An 18,657-nucleotide genomic window follows, 5' to 3' on the forward strand; every position below is an offset into this window, starting at 1 on the left:
GACCGCCGGATGCCCTCCGCGTCGCCTCCCCAAGCTGGTCGGCAATCCAGCGCAGCACCATGGCCTCATCACGGTTCACCGCCCATTCCCTGCCTGTACCTGGCGTCGGTCTCTGCTTCGTGGAACCTGTCCTACGGCTGTCATTCTTTGGCCGGCAGGCATGTCAGGACGAGGCAGAACGACCGGCAGTTCACCGGCAGCTTCGGCGGATGTGCGTCAGGAAAGGTCGGACAGTACGTCGTTCGCCAGCCGCAGTACGGCGGCCGCGGGGTCGGGCTCGGGCCACCCGTCGGCCATCGACGCGCTCTCGCACGACTCCTGCAGCACCGCCCACGCGGTTGGCAGCATTGGCGGGTCCATGGACCGCTGCCACGCCAGCAACTGACCACACAGGGCATCACCGGCAGCGGACTTCCCCAGCCGGTGCAGCACGGCCACAGCCTCAGGGAGCACTTCGAGCAGGTAGACGACCCGTCCCTCAGCCAGGAGCCGGCTGACCGCGTCCCGGATACAGAGCCTGGCTTGCTCCACGTCACCGGCGTGGCGGGCGAGCCGCGACCGGTAGAGCATTACCAGGTAGTCGAAGTACCCCCGGTGCCCCCGGATGTCGGCGTCCGCCTCGTCGAGCAGCGCTTGGGCCTCGTCGTACCGGCCCTCGTGGTACTCGACCATCGCCATGCAGCCGGCCACCTTGGTGCGCTCCGGGTCGTCGGAGGCTTGACTGTCCCGGGCAAGCGAAGCCCAGCGCCGCGCCTCGGAGAGGTTGCCCAGCTCGAGCTCCACCCGGCTGAGTGCCATGTAGGCGATCTCGTCCGGGTAGACGCCCGGATTGACCAGCGCGGCCTCCCAGGCGAGCAGTAACTCCTTGGCTTCGGGCAGACGGCCCCAACGCAGCAGAGCGAGGCCACAGGTGGCCTGGACGGTTGCGGACCGCTGCACGTCGCCGTGCTTGCGTGCGTCCTCCACCAGCCGTGGAATCTCCGCCAGGCTCTGTGTGTCGAGCAGGTGCGAGCCGGACGACACCCAGCCGCCTCGCGCGACCAGACCCATCTCCGTCTCACCCGGAATGAGCTGACGCGCCTGACCGTAGTACCGGCGGGCTCCACGGACGTCACCGGTCAGGCTGGACAACCGCCCGGCGATCGCGAGCAACCTGCCGCTGACTTCCTCGTCCGGGACGTTCTCCGCGCACACCGTCGCCCACCGGATGCCACTCTCGGCCACACTCGCCTGGTACTGCCACGCGATCCGGAAGCCCAGCACGATCCGCGCGGCCACGTCCCACTGCCCCAGCTCGGCAGCACGTTCCAGAGCCACCTCGAACACCGCTGAGTTCGCATGTGCCGCCCGATAGCGCCGATCCCGGTCCGGCGACGACCATGCACCTTCGAGGCCTTGCACGTACGTCGAGCACCACGCAACCGTCCGGTCCCGGAACTCGGTCAGGTCCTCACCCTGCGAGGACAGACCGGCGTACGCGTGCTCCCGGATCGTCTCCAGCAGCTTGTAGCGAGCGCCGTACAACTGCTCGAACTCGTGCACCGGCTGCAGCAGCGACTTGTCCACCAGCTCGGCCAGCAGCATCGATACGTCGGCCGCGTCGATCGGCTCGCCCGTGCACACGCCCGCCACCGCGTCCAGCGTGAACGGCGAACCGAGCACCGACGCCCGGTAGAGCAGCTGCCGCGCCGCGTCCGAGAGTGCGTCGACACTCCACGCGATCGTGTCGGCCAGCGTGCGCTGATGCGGCGCGCCGAACCGCCGCGGCCCTGACAGCAGCCGGAACCGGTCGTCCAGCGCGGCCAGGATCATCTCCACCGAGAGCGAGCCGGCCCGCGCGGCCGCGAGCTCCAGAGCGAGCGGCAACCCGTCCAGCCGACGGCACAGCCGGGCCACGGTCGGCGCGTTCTCCTCGGTCAGGACGAAGCCCGGCCGGACCCGGGCCACGCGCCGGCAGAACATCTCCACCGCCGGGCTGGCGGCGATCTCGGCGAAGTCCTTGTCGTTCGCCGGTACGCCGAGCACCGCCACCCGCCGGACCACCTCGTCGGGCAGGCCCAGCGGGATCCGCGACGTCACCAGTACGCCGATGCCCGGGAAGTTGCGGACCATCCGGTTCGCGACCGTCGCCACTCCGTCGAGCACGTGCTCGGCATTGTCCTCGACGATGACCAGGTCCCCCGGCCGGCGACCGGACAGTACGTCGTCCAGGTCCGACGTACCGGGTGCTGTGCCGAAGGCGTCCAGGATGGCCGACGGTACGGCGGCGTCGCGCTGAACGGTCGTGAGGTCGACGACCACCACGGTGGTGTCCGCACCGGAGAACCGGTCGGCCGCGGCCAGTGCGAGCTCGGTCTTGCCGACACCACCCGGGCCTACGAGCGTGACAAGCCTGTTCTGCCGGAGCAGTGACTCCAGCTCGAGCAGCTCCTGCTCGCGGCCGACCAAGCCGTCGGGAATGGGCCTGGTGCCGCGCCAGCGCAGCCCGGTCGGTGCGGGAGCGGCCACCGAGATGACTGGCCGCACGGCCGTCCCATGCCCAGCGGCGGCGAGGAAGCTGCTGGCTTCGCTGTCCTGCAGGCCGAGTGCCTTGCCGAGGAGCCGAACGGAGTCCTTCCGGGGGCGAGCCACCCGGCCGGCTTCCAACTCGCGGATGGTGCGCACGCTGAGCCCGGCCCGGTCAGCCAGCTCCTCCTGCGAGAGCCCCGCGTGGACCCTCAGGTCGAGCAAGAGGTCGGCGAAACCCCGCCGTCCGTCAGCTCGGCCATCCGTGTCCGACAAGCCCGTCACCCCTCTTAGGCCTCGCGTTCCCGTCACAACATAGCGTGACTCGCGCGTCCGCGGCGGACCTGCCCGGCGGGGGTGAGCTCCGGTTCAGGTCACCCAAACGGTTGACGAAGGCAACGAATTTGATTCAGGCTGAAATCACCGAAGGCGCAGAAATGCTGGTTTCAAGCCCCCGCCGAACCGAAACCGATTCATTTTCACCGGTGTAGAGAGAAAGCACGGCGGCCCAGTCCTCCAGGCGCGCGCTCGTGTCGGCGCGGCCGGTGTCCGCGTTCAGCAGGCTCCCGTCACAAATACCGCGGGTGGCGCGGATCAGGAGTTCGGCGCCAAGCTCCGCCCACTGGGCCCGAAGTGCGTCAAGCGCTGCCATGCGGGCAATTCAAGCGGAATTGTGTTTCGCATGCGTAACGCAACTCGCAACATCACGATAAGTCACAAGAATTCCGGAACGCCTTGTTACCGGGTGGTCCGTTAACCGGGCAGCCAGGAAAGCCGGACCTGCCGGCGCGGATTGTCGACGTTGGTGTCGACCAGGCAGATCGACTGCCAGGTGCCGAGCATCATCCGGCCGTCGAGCACCGGAATGGACGCGTACGGCGGGATGAGCGCGGGCAGCACGTGGTCGCGGCCATGCCCCGGTGTTCCGTGCCGGTGGCGCCAGCCGAAGTCACGCGGCAGGAACTCCTCCAGCACCGCCAGGAGGTCCGTGTCACTGCCGGCGCCGGTCTCCAGGATCGCGATCCCGGCCGTGGCGTGTGGCACGAACACGTGCAGCAGTCCGTCACCCTGGGCCTGGTGGGCCTCGGTGTCGACGAACTGCTCGCACCTGCTCGTCAGGTCGAAGACGACCTCGCTACCGCCGGTCTCGACATCGATCAGCTCAGAACGCATCCGAGCAGCCTAGCCCGTGTCTGGTAGTCCCGCGCCGTCGCGCACCAGGCAGGGGACTACCAGACTCGCGTTCTAGGCCGGGACGATGTTGACCAGCTTCGGCGCCCGGACGATGACCTTGCGGACACCGCGCCCGTCCAGGGCCTTCTGAACGGTCTCGGAGGCCAGCGCCAGTTGCTCCAGGTCGGCGTCGCTGATGTCCGGGGACACCTCCAGCCGGTCCTTCACCTTGCCGGCGATCTGGACCACGCAGGTGACCGAGTCCTGAACCAGCAGCGCCGGGTCGACCTTCGGCCAGCCGGCCTTGGCGACGGTCGGCTCGTGGCCCAGCGTCTCCCACATGTCCTCGGCCGTGTACGGCGCGACCAGGCTCAGCAGGACCGCCACCGTCTCGGCCGCCTCACGCACGGCCGGGTCAGCCGCACCCGGGCCGGCGTCGATCGCCTTGCGGGTCGCGTTCACCAGCTCCATGATCCGGGCGACCATCACGTTGAACCGGAACGAGTCGATCAGCTCGGCCGCTTCCGCCACCGTCCGGTGGGTGACCTTGCGCAGCTCGACGTCACCGGTCGAGGGGTCCGAGCCCAGCGGGGCCTCGACCGATCCCGCCAGCCGCCAGGCCCGTTGCAGGAACTTCAGCGAGCCACCCGGCGACATGTCGGCCCAGTCGATGTCCTCCGCCGGCGGGCCGGCGAACACCATGGTCAGCCGGACCGCGTCGACGCCGTACTCGTCGAGCTGCTCGCCCAGGTTGACGCCGTTGCCCAGCGACTTGCTCATCGACTTGCCCTGGTTGATGACCTGACCCTGGTTCAGCAGCCGGGTGAACGGCTCGACCGCGGTCAGCAGGCCCATGTCGTGCAGCGCCTTGACGAAGAAGCGCGCGTACAGCAGGTGCAGTACGGCGTGCTCCTTGCCGCCGACGTACTGGTACACGGGCATCCAGCGCTCGGCCGCCTGCGGGTCGAACGGGCCCTCGGTGTAGTCCGGCGACAGGTAGCGCAGGAAGTACCAGGACGAGTCGACGAAGGTGTCCATCGTGTCGGTGTCCCGCTCGGCTTTGCCGCCGCACTTCGGGCAGTCGACCTCGACCCACTCGCGGGCGGCCGCCAGCGGCGACACACCCTTCGGCGCCAGGTCGGCACCGCGCAGGTCGGGCAGCTCCATCGGCAGCTGCTCGTCCGGGACCGGCACCTCACCACAGGTCGGGCAGTGGATGATCGGGATCGGGCAGCCCCAGTACCGCTGCCGGCTCAGCAGCCAGTCGCGCAGCCGATAGTTGATCGTCCGCTCGCCCAGGCCCTTGCTCTCCAGCCAGTCGCTGATCCGCGCCTTGGCCTCGTCGACACCCAGCCCGTTCAGGCTGATCTCGTCGTTCGCGCTGTTGATGGCCGGGCCCTCGCCCGTGTACGCCTTGCCCTCGAAGTCGTCGGCCGGCTGCACGGTCCGCACGATCGGCAGGCCGAACTTCTCCGCGAACTCCCAGTCGCGGGTGTCCTGACCGGGCACCGCCATGATCGCGCCGGTGCCGTAGTCGGCCAGCACGTAGTCGGCCGCCCAGATCGGGATCCGCTCACCGGTCACCGGGTTGATCGCGTACGAGCCCAGGAAGACACCGGTCTTCTCCCGCTCGGTGCTCAGCCGCTCGATCTCGGTGGTGGCCTTGACCGCGGCCAGGTACTCGTCGAAGGCGGACTGCTGCTCCGCAGTGACCAGCTCGGCAGCCAGCTTCGAGTCCGGCGCGACCACCATGAAGGTGGCGCCGAACAGCGTGTCCGGCCGGGTGGTGAAGACCCGGATGGGCTCGTCGCGACCCTCCACCTGGAAGTCCGCGAACGCGCCCTCGGACCGGCCGATCCAGTTGCGCTGCATCAGCAGGATCTCTTCCGGCCACTGCAGCAGTTCCATGTCGTCCAGCAGCCGTTGCGCGTACTCGGTGGTCTTGAAGTACCACTGGGTCAGCTCGCGCTTGGTGACCTCGAACCCGCACCGCTCACACCGGCCCTGCACCACCTGCTCGTTGGCCAGCACGGTCTGGTCGTTCGGGCACCAGTTCACGTACGACGCCTTGCGGTAGGCCAGCCCGCGCTCGTAGAACCGCAGGAACAGCCACTGCGTCCACCGGTAGTACTCCGGGTCGGACGTGTGCAGCCGGCGGGACCAGTCGAAGCTCAGGCCGTAGCGCCGGATCGACTCCGCCTGGGTCTCGATGTTGCCGTAGGTGTACGTCGCGGGGTGCTCGTTGCGCTTGATCGCGGCGTTCTCGGCCGGCAGCCCGAACGAGTCCCAGCCGACCGGGTTCAGCACGTCGTACCCCTGCTGGAACCAGTAGCGGGCCAGCAGGTCGTGCAGTGCGAACACCTCGGCGTGACCCATGTGCAGGTCGCCGGACGGGTAGGAGAACATCGTGAGCGCGTAGCGACGCTCCGCCGAGCCGTCGTCACGCGTCTTGAACGGGTCCAGCTTCTCCCACACCGGCCGCCACTTGGCCTGCATGGCGTTGAAGTCGTAGCCACCCCGGTCGATCGGGCCATCAACCGACACGGTGTCCACCTGCTCGCTCACGGTCCTACTCCTGCTTCGTGGTTGTTGAGCCTAAATCTGCCAGACGGCGTACCTGGAAATGAAAAAGCCCCTCACACAGGAGGGGATGCCGCACTGACCGGCGCTCAAGCGCCTGGATGCCAGTACGGCTAACTAAGGAGCAGGCTCACTCGCATGGAGTCAGGATAGCACCGGTGCCGCGGCCTACTGAGACGGTCGCGGCACCGGTTGCTGTCAGCCGTCAGCCGATCGGTACGCCGAACGTCTTCAGCCAGTCCTGGACGACCTTGATGTCGATCCGCTGCAGGCCGTCGAGGTAGCGGCAGTTCTGCGTGTAGCCGTAGCTGGTCACGGTCACCACGTAGCCGCCGTGGTACGTCGGACCGCCGGAGTCACCGAAGCAGGTGCCACCGGTGCCGCGGTTGTCGTGCTCGTTGCCGTTCACCTGCAGGATCTGCGGGGTGAGCTTCTGCCCCGGCTCCTGGGCCACGCGACGCAGCAGCGGGTACGACATCGGGGTCGGCTTCTGCGGGCCGGAGTCCGCCTTGCGGACCTCGGTGCCGTAGCCGACCGAGGTGAACAGCGTGCTGTTCAGCTTCGGCTGCTGGTACGCGTTCAGGTAGTTGACCGGCGCGATCTTGGCCGGTGCGATGTTCGTGACCGGCCGGTCGAGCACGATCACGCCGACGTCGTTCCAGTTGTCGAGGTCGGTGAAGTCCGAGTACTGCGGGTGCGAGGCTGCCACCCCCGACTTGTAGCCGGCCTTCTCCAGCTCGGCCTGGGTGTAGCCCTTCGACGGGTCGGCTGCGACCGGGAACGGCGACGGGGGCTGCTCGGCGATCACCGAGTCGAAGGTCACCAGCGTCTTGCCGAGGGTGCCCTTGGTGCAGTGCGCCGCGGTCACCAGCACTGTCGGCGAGACCAGGGTCGCCGTGCAGCGGAAGCGCCCGTCCGGCATGTAGAAGAGGATCACGCCAACGTTCGGGTGACCGTTTCCATCCGGCTCACCGCCGGTGATCGCAGACGCAGGGACCAGGGACGTAGCCGCGAGGCCGAGCGCCAGTGCGATGACGCCGGCGATGCGGCCGAGTCGACTCCTCATATATCTCCTCCAGGGGTACGGCGGAATGCCTGGGTGCATTTGAACAGTGACGGACTGCGCTGTCCAGGTGTCACTTCACTACGCTGAGTGATCGGTCGATCGGCCAAGGCTACTTCGCGAGGCGGGCAGAGAGTCACCGGGGCAGACCGGTGCGTGGCTAGTGTGCGGGCAAAGCCGTGCCGTTCTCAATGAACTCGGTGCCGCCGGTGCGGCGGTGTTGGCCTGGGGTTCGGCCGTAGTGGCGGCGAAAGGCGGTGGAGAAGGGGCGTACGTCGGAGTAGCCGCAGGCGCGAGCCACCTCGGTGACGGTCAGGGAGGGGTCCAGGAGGCGTTGTGCGGCTAGCTCGAGGCGTAGGCGGCGCAGGGTGGACATGATCGACGCACCGGTCTGTTGGTGGAACAGGCGCTCGGCGTGGCGCTCGGAGAGGTGTGCGACGGCGGCGACGTCCCGGACCGTGATCGGGCGGGACAGGTTGTCCCGGAGGTGCCGCTGCATGGCTTCGACCACCAGCGGGCCGCGGTCACGTCGTACGGGCTCCACTGCCAGGTCCTCGTCGAGTGCGAAGGCTCGGGCGGTTTCCATGACCAGGGTGGAGCCGAGAGCCGACAAAGCGGCGCTGTAACCGGACACCGGTGCTGCTGCTTCAGCGGCCAGCGCTGTGATGAGGGCAGGGAGTGAGCCTGTCCGGTGCGACATCACTGGTCCATCGGCTCTGGTGAGACCTGACCACCAGCCGGATCCATCTGATCCCGGGCGGAAGGTAAAGCCCCAGAAGGCGATGCCCAGCGGCTCCGACCGGCTTGACTCGATCTCGTGGACGTCACCCGGCCGGGCGATGAACACCGAGCCGGGCACAACGTCGTACTGCACAGAGCCCGAGTTGAAGCGACCACAGCCGGAGTACGCCAGGCAGACCTCGTGGAACGAGTGGCTGTGCCAGTAGTTGCGCCAGTACTCCGGCTGGTAGTGCCCCCAGCTCAGGAAGTCCGCACGGAATCCGTCGACCTCGCAATACTCCAGCAGCCCTGCGAGATCGACGAAACGGTCCGCCGATGCAACGGACTCCAACGTCAAGAAGCACTCCTGCCGGTCGGGTCGACTCCGCGCAGCATCATGCCCTGCCCGAGCGAGTGGTCGTGGGTCTTCACCGTTGGCGGGTCCGCCGGGTCGCGGTACTGGATCAGCCAGGTGGTCCGGGCCTCGTCACTCACGTTCACCCCGGACCCGTGCACGGTCAGGTACGTGAAGAACAGTACGTCGCCCGCCTCGGCCGGCTGCGGTGTCGCCGACTCGAACGGTACGTCGGGCAAGTGGAACGAGCCCTCCGGGTCGTGCTCGCGCGGCCCGTCCTTGTGGCTGCCAGGAATCACCCGCACACACCCCTTCTCCACAGGTGCGTCGTCGAAGTGGAAGATGGCCGCGCCGACCCGGTGGTACTTGTGCGGGAAGAACGGGTAATCCTGGTGCAGCGGGAACGGCGACCCGTTCTCCGGCGGCTTCACGAACAGCTTGGTGTGGTGCAGCTGCACGCCCTCCACCCCCATCACCGCGGCGGCCACGTCAGTGAACCGCGGGTCCACCATGAGCCGGGAGAAGGCGGCGTCGTAGAACTGCGCGTCGTGCAGATGCTGCAGCTTCGTCGGTGCGTCGGTCATGTCGCGGGCGGCCGCCCAGGTGGGGTCGTCGGCCCGGTGCAGCAACGCCAGCAGATCGTGGCTGCGCTGCCGGTAGTAGGCCGCTTCCTCCTTGCTGAGCAGGCCTTTCACCAGCACGAAACCGTCCTCGGTGTACTGCCGGGCCAGCGTCGACAGGTCCGCGCCGCTCGACGTGCCGCCCGAAGTGATCGTCATCTCGAAGTCCTCCTGATCGGGTACTCCGAGAGTAGGAAAATCGGCGCCCGGGCGGCAGGACCACTCCGGACGCCGATGTTCGCCAAACGGACATGATCACAGGCCGAGCTGCCCGAGGCGGACGCTGATCCGCGGACTTGAGCACGGATCATGCGTCCTCCGTGGTGGGACCAGTTTGGTTACTGGTCTCACAACGAGCCGCACGGGCCGCGGTTACTCCTGCGTATCGTCTGCCACCGGTACGACGATCGGCCGCAGCCGGGCCCAGAGCACGAACAGGGCGCCGAACACCAGCATCGCGAGACCGCCCCACAGGTTGATGTTGATACCGGCCGCCTTGTCCACCTCCTGCGGGTCCGCGATGATGCCGAGGATCGTCAGCACCACGCCGTAGATCGCGAGCAGCGTCGCGATCACCACCCGGATGTCGAACGCCCCGGCCTTCTTCTTCTGCCGGCCCGCGGTCTGGTCTGCCATGTCGAAAGCTCCTTCCGGCTCAGCCGAAGACGATGTTGAGGACGGCGACAAGCCCCAGCGAGATGCCGGCCAGCAGCACCGGCTTGCGATACCAGCCGCCGTCACCGTGCTGCACCGACTCGGTCAGGTGTTCCTTCGGCGTCAGCGAGTAGACCAGGCCGACCAGCTCGGTGTCCCGCTTGGGTGTCGTCACCAGACTGACGATCACGCTGACCAGGATGTCCACCACGAAGGCGGCGCCGGCGCCGACGAAGCTGGCGCCCTGACCGGGCAGGTCGATGACGCCGTTCTCGGACAGGATGAACACCAGTACGGCGGTCGCCGTACCGGTGACCAGGCCGACCCAGCCGGCCGTCGCGGTCATCCGCTTCCAGAACATACCGAGGATGAAGGTGGCGAACAGCGGCGCGTTGAAGAACGAGAACAGCTGCTGCAGGTAGTCCATCAGGTTGCTGTAGCCGGACGCGATCGCCGCGGTGCCGACGGCGATCAGCGTGCCGAGGACGGTGACCCAGCGGCCGGTGCGCAGGTAGAACTCGTCCGGCCGGTCCTTGATCACGTACCGCTCGATCAGGTCGTACGACATCACCGTGTTGAAGGAGCTGAGATTGGCCGCCATACCGGCCATGAACGAGGCGAGCAGACCGGTGATGGCCAGGCCGAGCATGCCGTTCGGCAGCAGGTCGCGCATCAGGATCAGCAGCGCGTCGTTGTAGTCCACGTCGCCGCTGCCGGTGGCCTTGAACTGGGCCAGCTCGGGCGCGACCACGGCCGCGATCATGCCCGGGATGATGACGATGAACGGGACGAACATCTTCGGGAACGACCCGATGATCGGCGTCCGCCGGGCCGCCGACATGTTCTTCGACGCCATCGCCCGCTGCACCTCGACGAAGTTCGTCGTCCAGTAGCCGAAGGACAGCACGAACCCGAGACCGAAGACCAGGCCGATGACGGACAGGAAGTTGTCGGTGAAGCCACTGAGCGCGTTGCCCGGCCAGGCGCTCAACTGCTCGCTGCCGCCGGGCGAGGCGCTCACCTTGTCGACCAGGCCCTGCCAGCCGCCGACCTTGTGCAGGCCGACGATGGTCAGCGGCAGCAGCGCGGCGACGATCACGAAGAACTGCAGCACCTCGTTGTAGATCGCCGCGGACAGGCCGCCGAGGGTGATGTAGCTGAGCACGATCAGCGCGGCGACGATCACCGACACCCAGATCGGCCAGCCGAGCAGGACGTTGACGATGGTGGCCAGCAGGAACAGGTTCACCCCGGCGATCAGCACCTGGGCGACGGCGAAGCTGATCGCGTTCACCAGGTGCGCGGGTTTGCCGAACCGGCGCAGCATGAACTCGGGCACGCTGCGGACCTTGGAGCCGTAGTAGAACGGCATCATCACGACGCCGAGGAACAGCATCGCCGGGATCGCACCGATCCAGAAGTAGTGCACGGTCGGCATGCCGTACTCCGCGCCGTTCGCGGACATGCCCATGATCTCGATCGCGCCCAGGTTCGCCGAGATGAACGCCAGGCCGGTCACCCAGGCCGGCAGCGACCGGCCGGACAGGAAGAAGTCCAGGCTGCTGGAGACCGCGCGTTTGGCCAGGTACCCGATGCCGAGCACGAAGGCGAAGTACAAGGCGATGATGAGATAGTCGACCGCTGTGGCGTCGAGCCTCAGGATGGAGTCTTGCGCAAGCATCGGCCCTCCGAATCGTCCGTATGACGCATCGTGGTGTTACCGGTGAGGAACGTTACTCCTGACCGTCGGCACCATCACGCCGACCCGCGTCTCCACCCGGATCTCCACCCCTGGACGGTCCGCGGCCGCGCCGGCCGCTGCGTAGGGTGCCGGTGTGATGGCGCGAAAGTCGGCCCTGCACGGGGAGAGCGGCTGGCTCGGCCGTGCGCTGACCTCGGGTGTCGCGATCGCCGTGCTCACGACCGCCCGCCCGGCCGAGTCCTGGGCCTGGTTGGTCCTCGGTGGCGGCCTGGCCGTGTTCCTGGTCGGCACCGCCCTGATGACGGCCCGCCCGTACGTCGCTCTCGCCCTGCTGACGGCCGTCGCGATGAGCAACGCCCTCATCGCCGGGTTGCCGGACTCGAATGCCCTCGTGCTGGTCCTGGTCGCGCTCGCCGACATCGCCGTGATGCCGTTCGCCCGGACCGGCTTCGTCCGCGGCAACCGGCCGATCCTTGCCGCCGGCATCGGTGTGGCGACGGCGTTCGCGGCGTCGGCCTGGTGGTTCGACCGACCGGAGAGCTGGTATTTCAGCCAGCTGCTCTGGGCTGCGGTCCTGACCGCGTTCGGGCTGAACCGACGGCAGTACGAGGTCCAGGTCCGGCAGACCGAGCAACTCCTGGAACAGACCCGCCGAGCGCAGAGCGAGCACGCCAGAGCGGCAGCGCTCGAGGAACGCGGGCGGATCGCACGGGATCTGCACGACGTGCTCGCGCACTCGCTCGGCGCGCTCAGCGTGCAGCTCGAACTGGCTGAGGCACTGCTGGACGAGCGTGGTGACAAAGCCGCCGCTTTGCAGCACATCCGGCGTTCGCGGCGGCTCGCCGTACAAGGGCTGAGTGAGGCGCGGAATGCGGTGGTGGCACTGCGGGCCGACGAGGTGCCCGACCTGCCGGAGGCGCTCGCGGCGCTCGCCGGACAGCACGAAGCGGATCACGGTGTCGCGGTCCGGCTGAGGGTGGAGGGTACGGCGGCCCCGCTCGACTCGGGAGTGACGGTCGCGCTACTCAATGCCGCCCGGGAGGCCTTGACAAACGCGGCCCGGCACGCTCCCGGTCAGCGCATCAGGGTCGAGCTGTCGTATCAGAACGGCGTACGGCTGGCGGTACGGAACAAAGGTGTGACGGCCGGGGAAGGGTTCGGGCTGGCGGGGATGCGGGAGCGGCTGGCCCTGGTGGGTGGGACGTCGACAGCAGGTCCGGACGGGGACGATTGGCTCGTGGTCGCGGACGTGCCGGATGAGTGACGTGATCCGGGTCGTGGTGGCCGACGACCAGCAGGTGGTGCGCGAGGGACTGGTCGCACTCCTGGGCCTGCTCGACGGTATCGAGGTGACCGGCGCGGCCGGTAACGGCGTCGAAGCGGTCGATCTAGTTGCTCAGGGCAACGTCGACGTGGTGCTGATGGATCTCAAGATGCCGGTCCTGGACGGGGTCCAGGCGACGGCCCGGATCACCGCCGACTTCCCGGGTGTCGCCGTACTGGTGCTCACCACGTACGCCGACGACGACTCGATCGCGAGCGCGTTGCGGGCCGGGGCGCGGGGTTATCTCACCAAGGATGCGGGCCGGGCCGAGATCGGTGCCGCACTCCGGTCGACGGCGGCCGGCCAGTCCACCTTCGACCCCGAGGTGTCCCGCCGGCTGATCGCCGGGCTGCGGCCGCGCCGGGGCAAGGACACCGACGGGTTGACCGCGCGGGAGACCGAGGTCCTGCGGTTGATCGCGCGCGGACTGAGCAATCCGGAGATCGCCGAGCAGCTCTACATCAGCGAGGCGACGGTGAAGACGCACATCAACAACGCCTTCGCCAAGATCGGCGCCCGGCACCGCGCCGAGGCCGTCCGCTACGCGTATCGCCAAGGGATCGCGGACTGACCCGTTACGTCCGAAGAACTGGCGAGACCTCCCGCCAGTTCTTCGGTCGTAACGTCAGATTCGTAGCTCGGCCACGACCGGGCGGTGGTCGCTGCCGGTCGAGCTCATCACCCACGCCTTCGTCGGGGTGACGCCGCGCACCATGATGTGATCGATCCGCGCCATCGGGAACTCGGCCGGCCAGGTGAACCCGAACCCGTACCCCGCCGCGCCCTGGGCCGAGCGCAGTCCGGCGGTCAGCGGGGCCAGGCTGCGGTCGTTCGCCGTACCGTTGAAGTCGCCCATCACGATCACCCCCGCCCGCTTCTCGTTCGCGATCTGACGGCCGAGGGCCTTGATCGTGTCGTTGCGCTGATCGGAGGTGAAGCCGCTGGCGCCGATCCGGACGGAGGCCAGGTGTGCGACGTACACCGCCACCTTGCCCTGCGGCGTACTGACCTCCGCACGCAGTGCCCGGGTCCACTTGAAGCCGACGTCGACCGACTCGCTCTGCGCCACCGGGAACTTCGACCACAGCGCCACCGTGTCGCGGGAGACGACGTACGGATACTCCGCGGCGAAGGCGGACTTGTAGATCTTCAGGTCCGCGGCGGTGATCTCCTCGAGCGCCATCACGTCGGCGTTCGCCGCGAGCAGATCCTGCGCCGTCCGCCGCGGATCGGGGTTGGCCGCGTCGACGTTGTGCGACAGGACCCGCAGGTCGTAGGCGCCGCCGCCCTTGCCCGGGACCAGGAGGTTCCCGAACATCAGGCCCCACACCACCGCGGGGAGCAGCAATGCGACTCCGGCCGTGGCGGAACGCCGTACGACCGCCGCCAGGGCGAGGACCGGTACGGCGAGACCGACCCAGGGCAGGAAGGTGTCGAGCAGGCTGCCCAGGTTGCCGATCGAGTTGGGCACCCAGCGGTGGAAGAGCAGTGGCAGGGCGGACAACACCGCAAGGACGGCGATCACCCAGCCGCGGCGCCACATGCTGCTCTTCCGGCGCCGCCGGTCTGCGGGGCGCGTCGGCGGCTTCCGGTTGGCGACGGCGGTCTGGCGGTCCGGCATGATGCGATTGTTGCGGACACACGGGCTGGACCAAAGTCCGTGTCCGCGAAGGCAGCGCCATTTCATCCCTACGGACGACCGGTTCGGACCGAAATGATTAGCGCTGCGTGAGGGTGCTGGTGCGTACGGCGGATGCGCCGGACAATGCCGGTATGCCGCCCGAGCAGGCCGCCGAGCCGTTCGTCGTCAAGCGCCGGGGTCTGGGCACGACCAAGACGGCGCTGTACTTCGGCACACTGCTGTTCGGACTGATGGTCCTGCTCACCGTGGTGATGGTGGTGGTCCAGCTGCTCAAGGGCGGGTCCGTGCGGGAGCCGCTCGAAACCGTCTGGCTGTCCTGGGGTGGGATGCCGCTGATCTTCGCGGTCGGGCTGCCGGTGCTGCTCCTGGTCGGTGTCGTGACGGCGTTCGAGGAGTCGCGCGAGGCCGACGACGAGGACGTGCTGCTGACGATCGACGAGACCGGGATCTACCTCGGTGGTGAGCAACCGCGAACGATCCCGTGGCCGGCGGTCCGCGGTGTCTGCCGGATCGAGCGCCACGACGTGAACCCCGAGGGCGAGTCGTGGGACCCGTACCTCGTCGTACTCCTGCACGACGACGACTCACTCCCCCGCAACTCCAAGGCCTGGGGCCCGTCCTGCCCTTGGCCCGGCACCTTCGAGCTCCTCGGCCGCGAACTCCCGTACGACGACCTCGCCGCAGCCGTCACCCGATACGCACCCCACGTCCAGGTCACCGACCGCGGCCGCGTCCCCGACTAGCCCTTCGACCCAAGGAGCTCCTCCAGGTTGCTCCCACCCCGCCCCGGAGCGAAGCGGAGGGGCGGGCGCAGCTCAGCTCAGGCTCCAGGCCGAGGAGTTTCGGTTTCTCCCACCCCGCCCCGGAGCGAAGCGGAGGGGCGGGGTGGTTCTTGTCGTCAGCCTTTGGGGCCGAGGAGCTTCTCCAAGTCGGAGAGCACGTCCATGGCGCCGAGCGGGCCGAGGCCGAGGAACCAGACCTCGTCGTCGACGCGGGCGACCTGGCCGTTCTTCACCGCCCGCAGTGCCTTCCAGAGGTTGCCGTTGACAACGGTGTTCTCGGCGGTGGTCTCCGGCTTGCCGTAGCTGGAGTAGAAGACCCAGTCGCCGGCGGCCTGCGAGATGTTCTCCTGCGACACCTCGACCGCGAGGTCCTGGACGTCCTGGATCTTCGGCCGGGGCAGCCCGATGTCCTTCAGGATCACGCCGATGAACGACAGGTTGCCGTACAGCCGGATCTCCCCTGGCCGGAACCGGACCAGCGAGATCGTCGGCGAGCCCTGCACCTTCGACTTCACCTCGTCGGCGCGCTTCTGGTAATCGTTCAGGATCCCGGTGGCCTTGTCCTCCGCGCCGACCGAGTCCGCGACCAGCAGGAAGTTCTCCTTCCACGGGAACCCGGGCCGGATGCTCATCACCGTCGGCGCGATCGCGCTGAGCTGGTCGTACAGGTCGTTGGCGCGCAGCTTGCTACCCAGGATCAGGTCCGGCTTCAGCGCCGCGATCGCCTCCAGGTTCAGCTCACTGATCCCGCCGACGGTCTTGATCCCCTGCGCCTTGTCCGCCAGGTACGACGGAACACCCGCCTGCCCCGCGGTCGTCGCCATCCCGACCGGCGTGATGCCGAGCGCCAGTACGTCGTCGAGCTCACCGCTGTCCAGGACGACGACCCGCTCCGGTTTCTTCTCCAGCTTGGTCTCACCGAGCGCGTGCTTCACCGTCCGCGGGAACGCCCCGGGCTGCGCGTCCGACCCCAGCTTGGCGGTCTCCTCGTCAGCCGTCTTGAACAGCCGACCACCGGTCGCCACCTCGGTGTCGCCAGGCCCGCTGTCCGCGCTCTTGGTGTCCCCACCCCCACACCCCGACAACACCAGCAACGCAGCCACGACAACCATCCCAAGGCGGTTCCTCATAGCCCCTGACCCTATAACAACTTTGGTAAGGCAGCCCTAACCAGGTTGCCCTGCCAGCCAGCCTTGAGAAGCCACCAACCACTTTCGGGGCCCGAAAATGGCTGGTGGCTTCTCAAGGTGGATGGCTATCGCGAGAGCAGGTCGATGCGCTTGCCGGGGGTGAGGGTGATGGTGCGGGTTTCGCCGGCCAACGCGACTCGGTGGCGGCCGGGGTGTGTCGCCTCGACGGTCGCGGTCGTGGGCTTGCCGTTGCGCCAGGTGACGTCGAAGGAGAGCCCGCCGCGCGCCCGGAGGCCGCGGAACGACCCGTCCGGCCAATCGGCGGGGAGGGCCGGGAGCAGCCGGATCGTGTCCGTGTGACTCTGGATCAGGAGCTCCGGGATGCACCCGGTCATGCCGAAGTTGGCGTCGATCTGGAAGATGTCGCCGTCACGGTGCAGCAGGTTGTCCGAGACCAGCCGGCTCAGGTAGTCGCGGATCACGGCGGACGCCTTCTCCGGCTCGAACAGTCGCGCCCACAGCGCCACCAGCCAAGCGCTCGTCCAGCCGCCCGGTGACCCACCCGCAGTCCTGAGGTCGAGCGAAGCACGAGCGGCCGCGGCCCATTCCGGCGTACGGATGGGGTCGATCTCGGCGCCCGGGTAGAGGCCGTACAGGTGCGACTGATGGCGGTGGTCCGGCTCGGACGGTTGCCAGTCGGTCGGCCATTCGAGCAGCCGGCCGTCGTCCGCCGTACCGATCGCCGGAAGGCGTTCGCGGGCAGCGCGGGCCCGGGCAGCCAGGTCGGTGGACAGGCCCAGCGCGACCTCGGCCTCGGTCAGGTTGGCGAACAGCTCGCGGATCAGCCAGATGTCGTACGTCGAGGTGAGATCGACCGACGCCTTGTCGCCGGACGGCAGGACGAAATGATGCTCCGGCGCGGTCGACGGGATGAACTGCAACCGCCCGTCACGATCCTCGACCAGCATCGACAGGACGAACTCGGCCGCACCGGCGAGCAACGGATAGGCACGATCACGCAGGAAGTCCAGCTCGAGCTGGAACCGGTAGTGCTCCATCAGGTGCGCGGTCAGCCAGACGCCGCAGGTCGCGCACATCGCCCACACCGGGTCGTCCCCGCCCTCGCCCACCGGCCAGGTCGCACGCCAGATGTCCGCGTTGTGATGCGACACCCAGCCCGGCGCGTCGTAGAGGATCCGGGCCGTCTCCGCACCCGATTCGGCCAGGCCTTCGATCAGGTCGGTGAGCGGGTCGAAGCACTCCCCCAGGCCGGTGAGATCAGCCGGCCAGTAGTTCATCTGGGTGTTGATGTTGGTGGTCCAGTCGCTGGCCCACATCGGGCGGCGGTCCTGGTTCCAGATGCCCTGCAGGTTGGCCGCCTGCGTCCCAGGGCGGGAGGACGCCATCAACAGGTACCGGCCGAAGTGGAACATCAGCGCCACCAGGTCCGGATCGTTGCCACCGGCAGCGACCGCCTTGATCCGCTCATCCGTCGGCGCATCGATGGGCCGGCCAAGGGACAGCTCCGCGCGGTCGTACAACGCGATGTGATCGTCGAGATGACGCTCCCGAAGCCTGTCCACGGCAATCGCATCCAGCGCGGAGGTCACCGCACGCAGCGCCACCAGCGGATCTCGCCCCGGCGGCACCTTCCATCCGGCGAACGTACTTGCCGCCGACAACAACACGGTCAGGCTGTCGGCTCCGCGCACACTCACGCCCGCCGAACTCACCGTGAGGGTGCCGCCGTCGTTCACCGCCCGCAGCGCCACCCCGAACCCGATGCCGCGCCCCTTCTCGTAACGGATCGGATCCGGACTCTGCCGGTACTCGATGGTGAGCTCCGACGGAGCATGCCCGACGACACCATAGGTGCCGTCGGCAACTTCCACCCGAACCGGATGCCGGCTCTCCAAGCTCAGGTCCAGGTCGATCGCGCCCGGCCGGTCGGCCGTGATCGTCCACACCATCACCTGATCCGGGGTGGAGACGTACGTCTCCCGGCGGAACCGCACGCCGTCGACCGTGCAGTCGACGGCGGCGGTTCCCGTGCGGAGGTCCAGGCTCCGCCGGTAGTCCTGTGGTTCCCCGGACGCCCGGATCAGCAGGTCGGCGAGCGGTTGGTACGACTCGACCAGCGGACCCTGGAGTGCCCGGGTCCGTTCCGTCGCCGCCAGCTGATCACCCTCGTCCAGCAACAGCCGCCGTACGTCGGCCAACACCTGCGGACCGTCCGACACGGTCAGCGTGCGTGGACCGTCACCCGACCAGACATCGTCGAGGTTGAGCGCGATCCGCTCCTCGCCGATCCGGCCGAACACCTTGGCACCAAGATGACCGTTGCCCAGCGGCAACGCCTCGAACCAGTCGGCGGCGGCTGTGGTGAACCACAGTTCGTGGGCCATTG

General features: G+C 68.2%; 15 protein-coding genes. 3 read left to right on the forward strand and 12 right to left on the reverse strand.

All coding sequences use genetic code 11. The features are described from left to right. Nucleotides 1-216: 216 nt before the first annotated feature. From AB0F43_RS04690 to AB0F43_RS04730, 9 genes are all read right to left on the reverse strand, one after another. The gene (locus AB0F43_RS04690) at nt 217-2,781 is read right to left on the reverse strand and encodes a helix-turn-helix domain-containing protein (RefSeq protein WP_360470616.1); all 2,565 of its coding nucleotides are present in this window, start codon (nt 2,779-2,781) and stop codon (nt 217-219) included. A gap of 133 nt (nt 2,782-2,914) precedes the next feature. Next, nucleotides 2,915-3,157 (reverse strand): hypothetical protein, encoded by a 243-nt coding sequence (locus AB0F43_RS04695; protein WP_360470618.1) that lies wholly within the window; start codon nt 3,155-3,157, stop codon nt 2,915-2,917. Nucleotides 3,158-3,258: 101 nt separating this feature from the next. Further along, nucleotides 3,259-3,678: a YjbQ family protein gene (locus AB0F43_RS04700; protein WP_360470621.1), complete on the reverse strand. Its 420-nt coding sequence runs from the start codon at nt 3,676-3,678 to the stop codon at nt 3,259-3,261. A 72-nt stretch (nt 3,679-3,750) separates the two neighbouring features. Further along, nucleotides 3,751-6,243: a leucine--tRNA ligase gene (gene leuS / locus AB0F43_RS04705; RefSeq protein ID WP_360470623.1), complete on the reverse strand. Its 2,493-nt coding sequence runs from the start codon at nt 6,241-6,243 to the stop codon at nt 3,751-3,753. A 220-nt stretch (nt 6,244-6,463) separates the two neighbouring features. Then, nucleotides 6,464-7,324, reverse strand: coding sequence for a trypsin-like serine protease (locus tag AB0F43_RS04710; protein WP_360470626.1), 861 nt, complete (start codon nt 7,322-7,324; stop codon nt 6,464-6,466). 157 nt (nt 7,325-7,481) lie between these two features. Continuing rightward, nucleotides 7,482-8,399: an AraC family transcriptional regulator gene (locus AB0F43_RS04715; protein WP_360470629.1), complete on the reverse strand. Its 918-nt coding sequence runs from the start codon at nt 8,397-8,399 to the stop codon at nt 7,482-7,484. Next, the gene (locus AB0F43_RS04720; protein ID WP_360470631.1) at nt 8,396-9,175 is read right to left on the reverse strand and encodes a phytanoyl-CoA dioxygenase family protein; all 780 of its coding nucleotides are present in this window, start codon (nt 9,173-9,175) and stop codon (nt 8,396-8,398) included. The genes AB0F43_RS04715 and AB0F43_RS04720 overlap by 4 nt, the downstream gene beginning before the upstream one ends. Nucleotides 9,176-9,388: 213 nt before the next feature. Then, a complete protein-coding gene (locus AB0F43_RS04725; RefSeq protein ID WP_360470634.1) occupies nt 9,389-9,652 on the reverse strand; it encodes a hypothetical protein in 264 nt (87 codons plus the stop codon). Between the two features lie 19 nt (nt 9,653-9,671). After that, nucleotides 9,672-11,351 carry a sodium:solute symporter family protein gene (locus AB0F43_RS04730; protein WP_360470636.1) on the reverse strand — a complete coding sequence of 560 codons (1,680 nt, stop codon included), beginning with the start codon at nt 11,349-11,351 and terminating at the stop codon, nt 9,672-9,674. A 157-nt stretch (nt 11,352-11,508) separates the two neighbouring features. Here AB0F43_RS04730 and AB0F43_RS04735 point away from each other — a divergent pair, with 157 nt between their 5' ends. Together AB0F43_RS04735 and AB0F43_RS04740 are read left to right on the forward strand one after the other, a co-directional pair. After that, entirely contained in the window at nt 11,509-12,636 is a 1,128-nt protein-coding gene (locus AB0F43_RS04735) for a histidine kinase (protein WP_360470639.1), read from the forward strand. Next, nucleotides 12,629-13,267 (forward strand): response regulator transcription factor, encoded by a 639-nt coding sequence (locus AB0F43_RS04740; RefSeq protein WP_360470641.1) that lies wholly within the window; start codon nt 12,629-12,631, stop codon nt 13,265-13,267. Before AB0F43_RS04735 ends, AB0F43_RS04740 begins: the two co-directional genes overlap by 8 nt. A 54-nt stretch (nt 13,268-13,321) precedes the next feature. On the opposite strand, the gene AB0F43_RS04745 is transcribed toward AB0F43_RS04740, so the two are convergent. After that, nucleotides 13,322-14,317 (reverse strand): endonuclease/exonuclease/phosphatase family protein, encoded by a 996-nt coding sequence (locus AB0F43_RS04745; protein WP_360470644.1) that lies wholly within the window; start codon nt 14,315-14,317, stop codon nt 13,322-13,324. A 107-nt stretch (nt 14,318-14,424) separates the two neighbouring features. Here AB0F43_RS04745 and AB0F43_RS04750 point away from each other — a divergent pair, with 107 nt between their 5' ends. After that, the gene (locus AB0F43_RS04750; RefSeq protein WP_360470646.1) at nt 14,425-15,081 is read left to right on the forward strand and encodes a hypothetical protein; all 657 of its coding nucleotides are present in this window, start codon (nt 14,425-14,427) and stop codon (nt 15,079-15,081) included. Between the two features lie 155 nt (nt 15,082-15,236). On the opposite strand, the gene AB0F43_RS04755 is transcribed toward AB0F43_RS04750, so the two are convergent. Both AB0F43_RS04755 and AB0F43_RS04760 read right to left on the reverse strand, forming a co-directional pair. After that, nucleotides 15,237-16,250 (reverse strand): iron-siderophore ABC transporter substrate-binding protein, encoded by a 1,014-nt coding sequence (locus tag AB0F43_RS04755; protein WP_360470649.1) that lies wholly within the window; start codon nt 16,248-16,250, stop codon nt 15,237-15,239. Nucleotides 16,251-16,375: 125 nt separating this feature from the next. Then, nucleotides 16,376-18,655: a glycoside hydrolase family 95 protein gene (locus AB0F43_RS04760; protein ID WP_360470651.1), complete on the reverse strand. Its 2,280-nt coding sequence runs from the start codon at nt 18,653-18,655 to the stop codon at nt 16,376-16,378. Nucleotides 18,656-18,657: the final 2 nt, after the last annotated feature.

The organism is Kribbella sp. NPDC023972 (assembly GCF_040639075.1).
In the GTDB taxonomy this organism is placed as follows: domain Bacteria; phylum Actinomycetota; class Actinomycetes; order Propionibacteriales; family Kribbellaceae; genus Kribbella.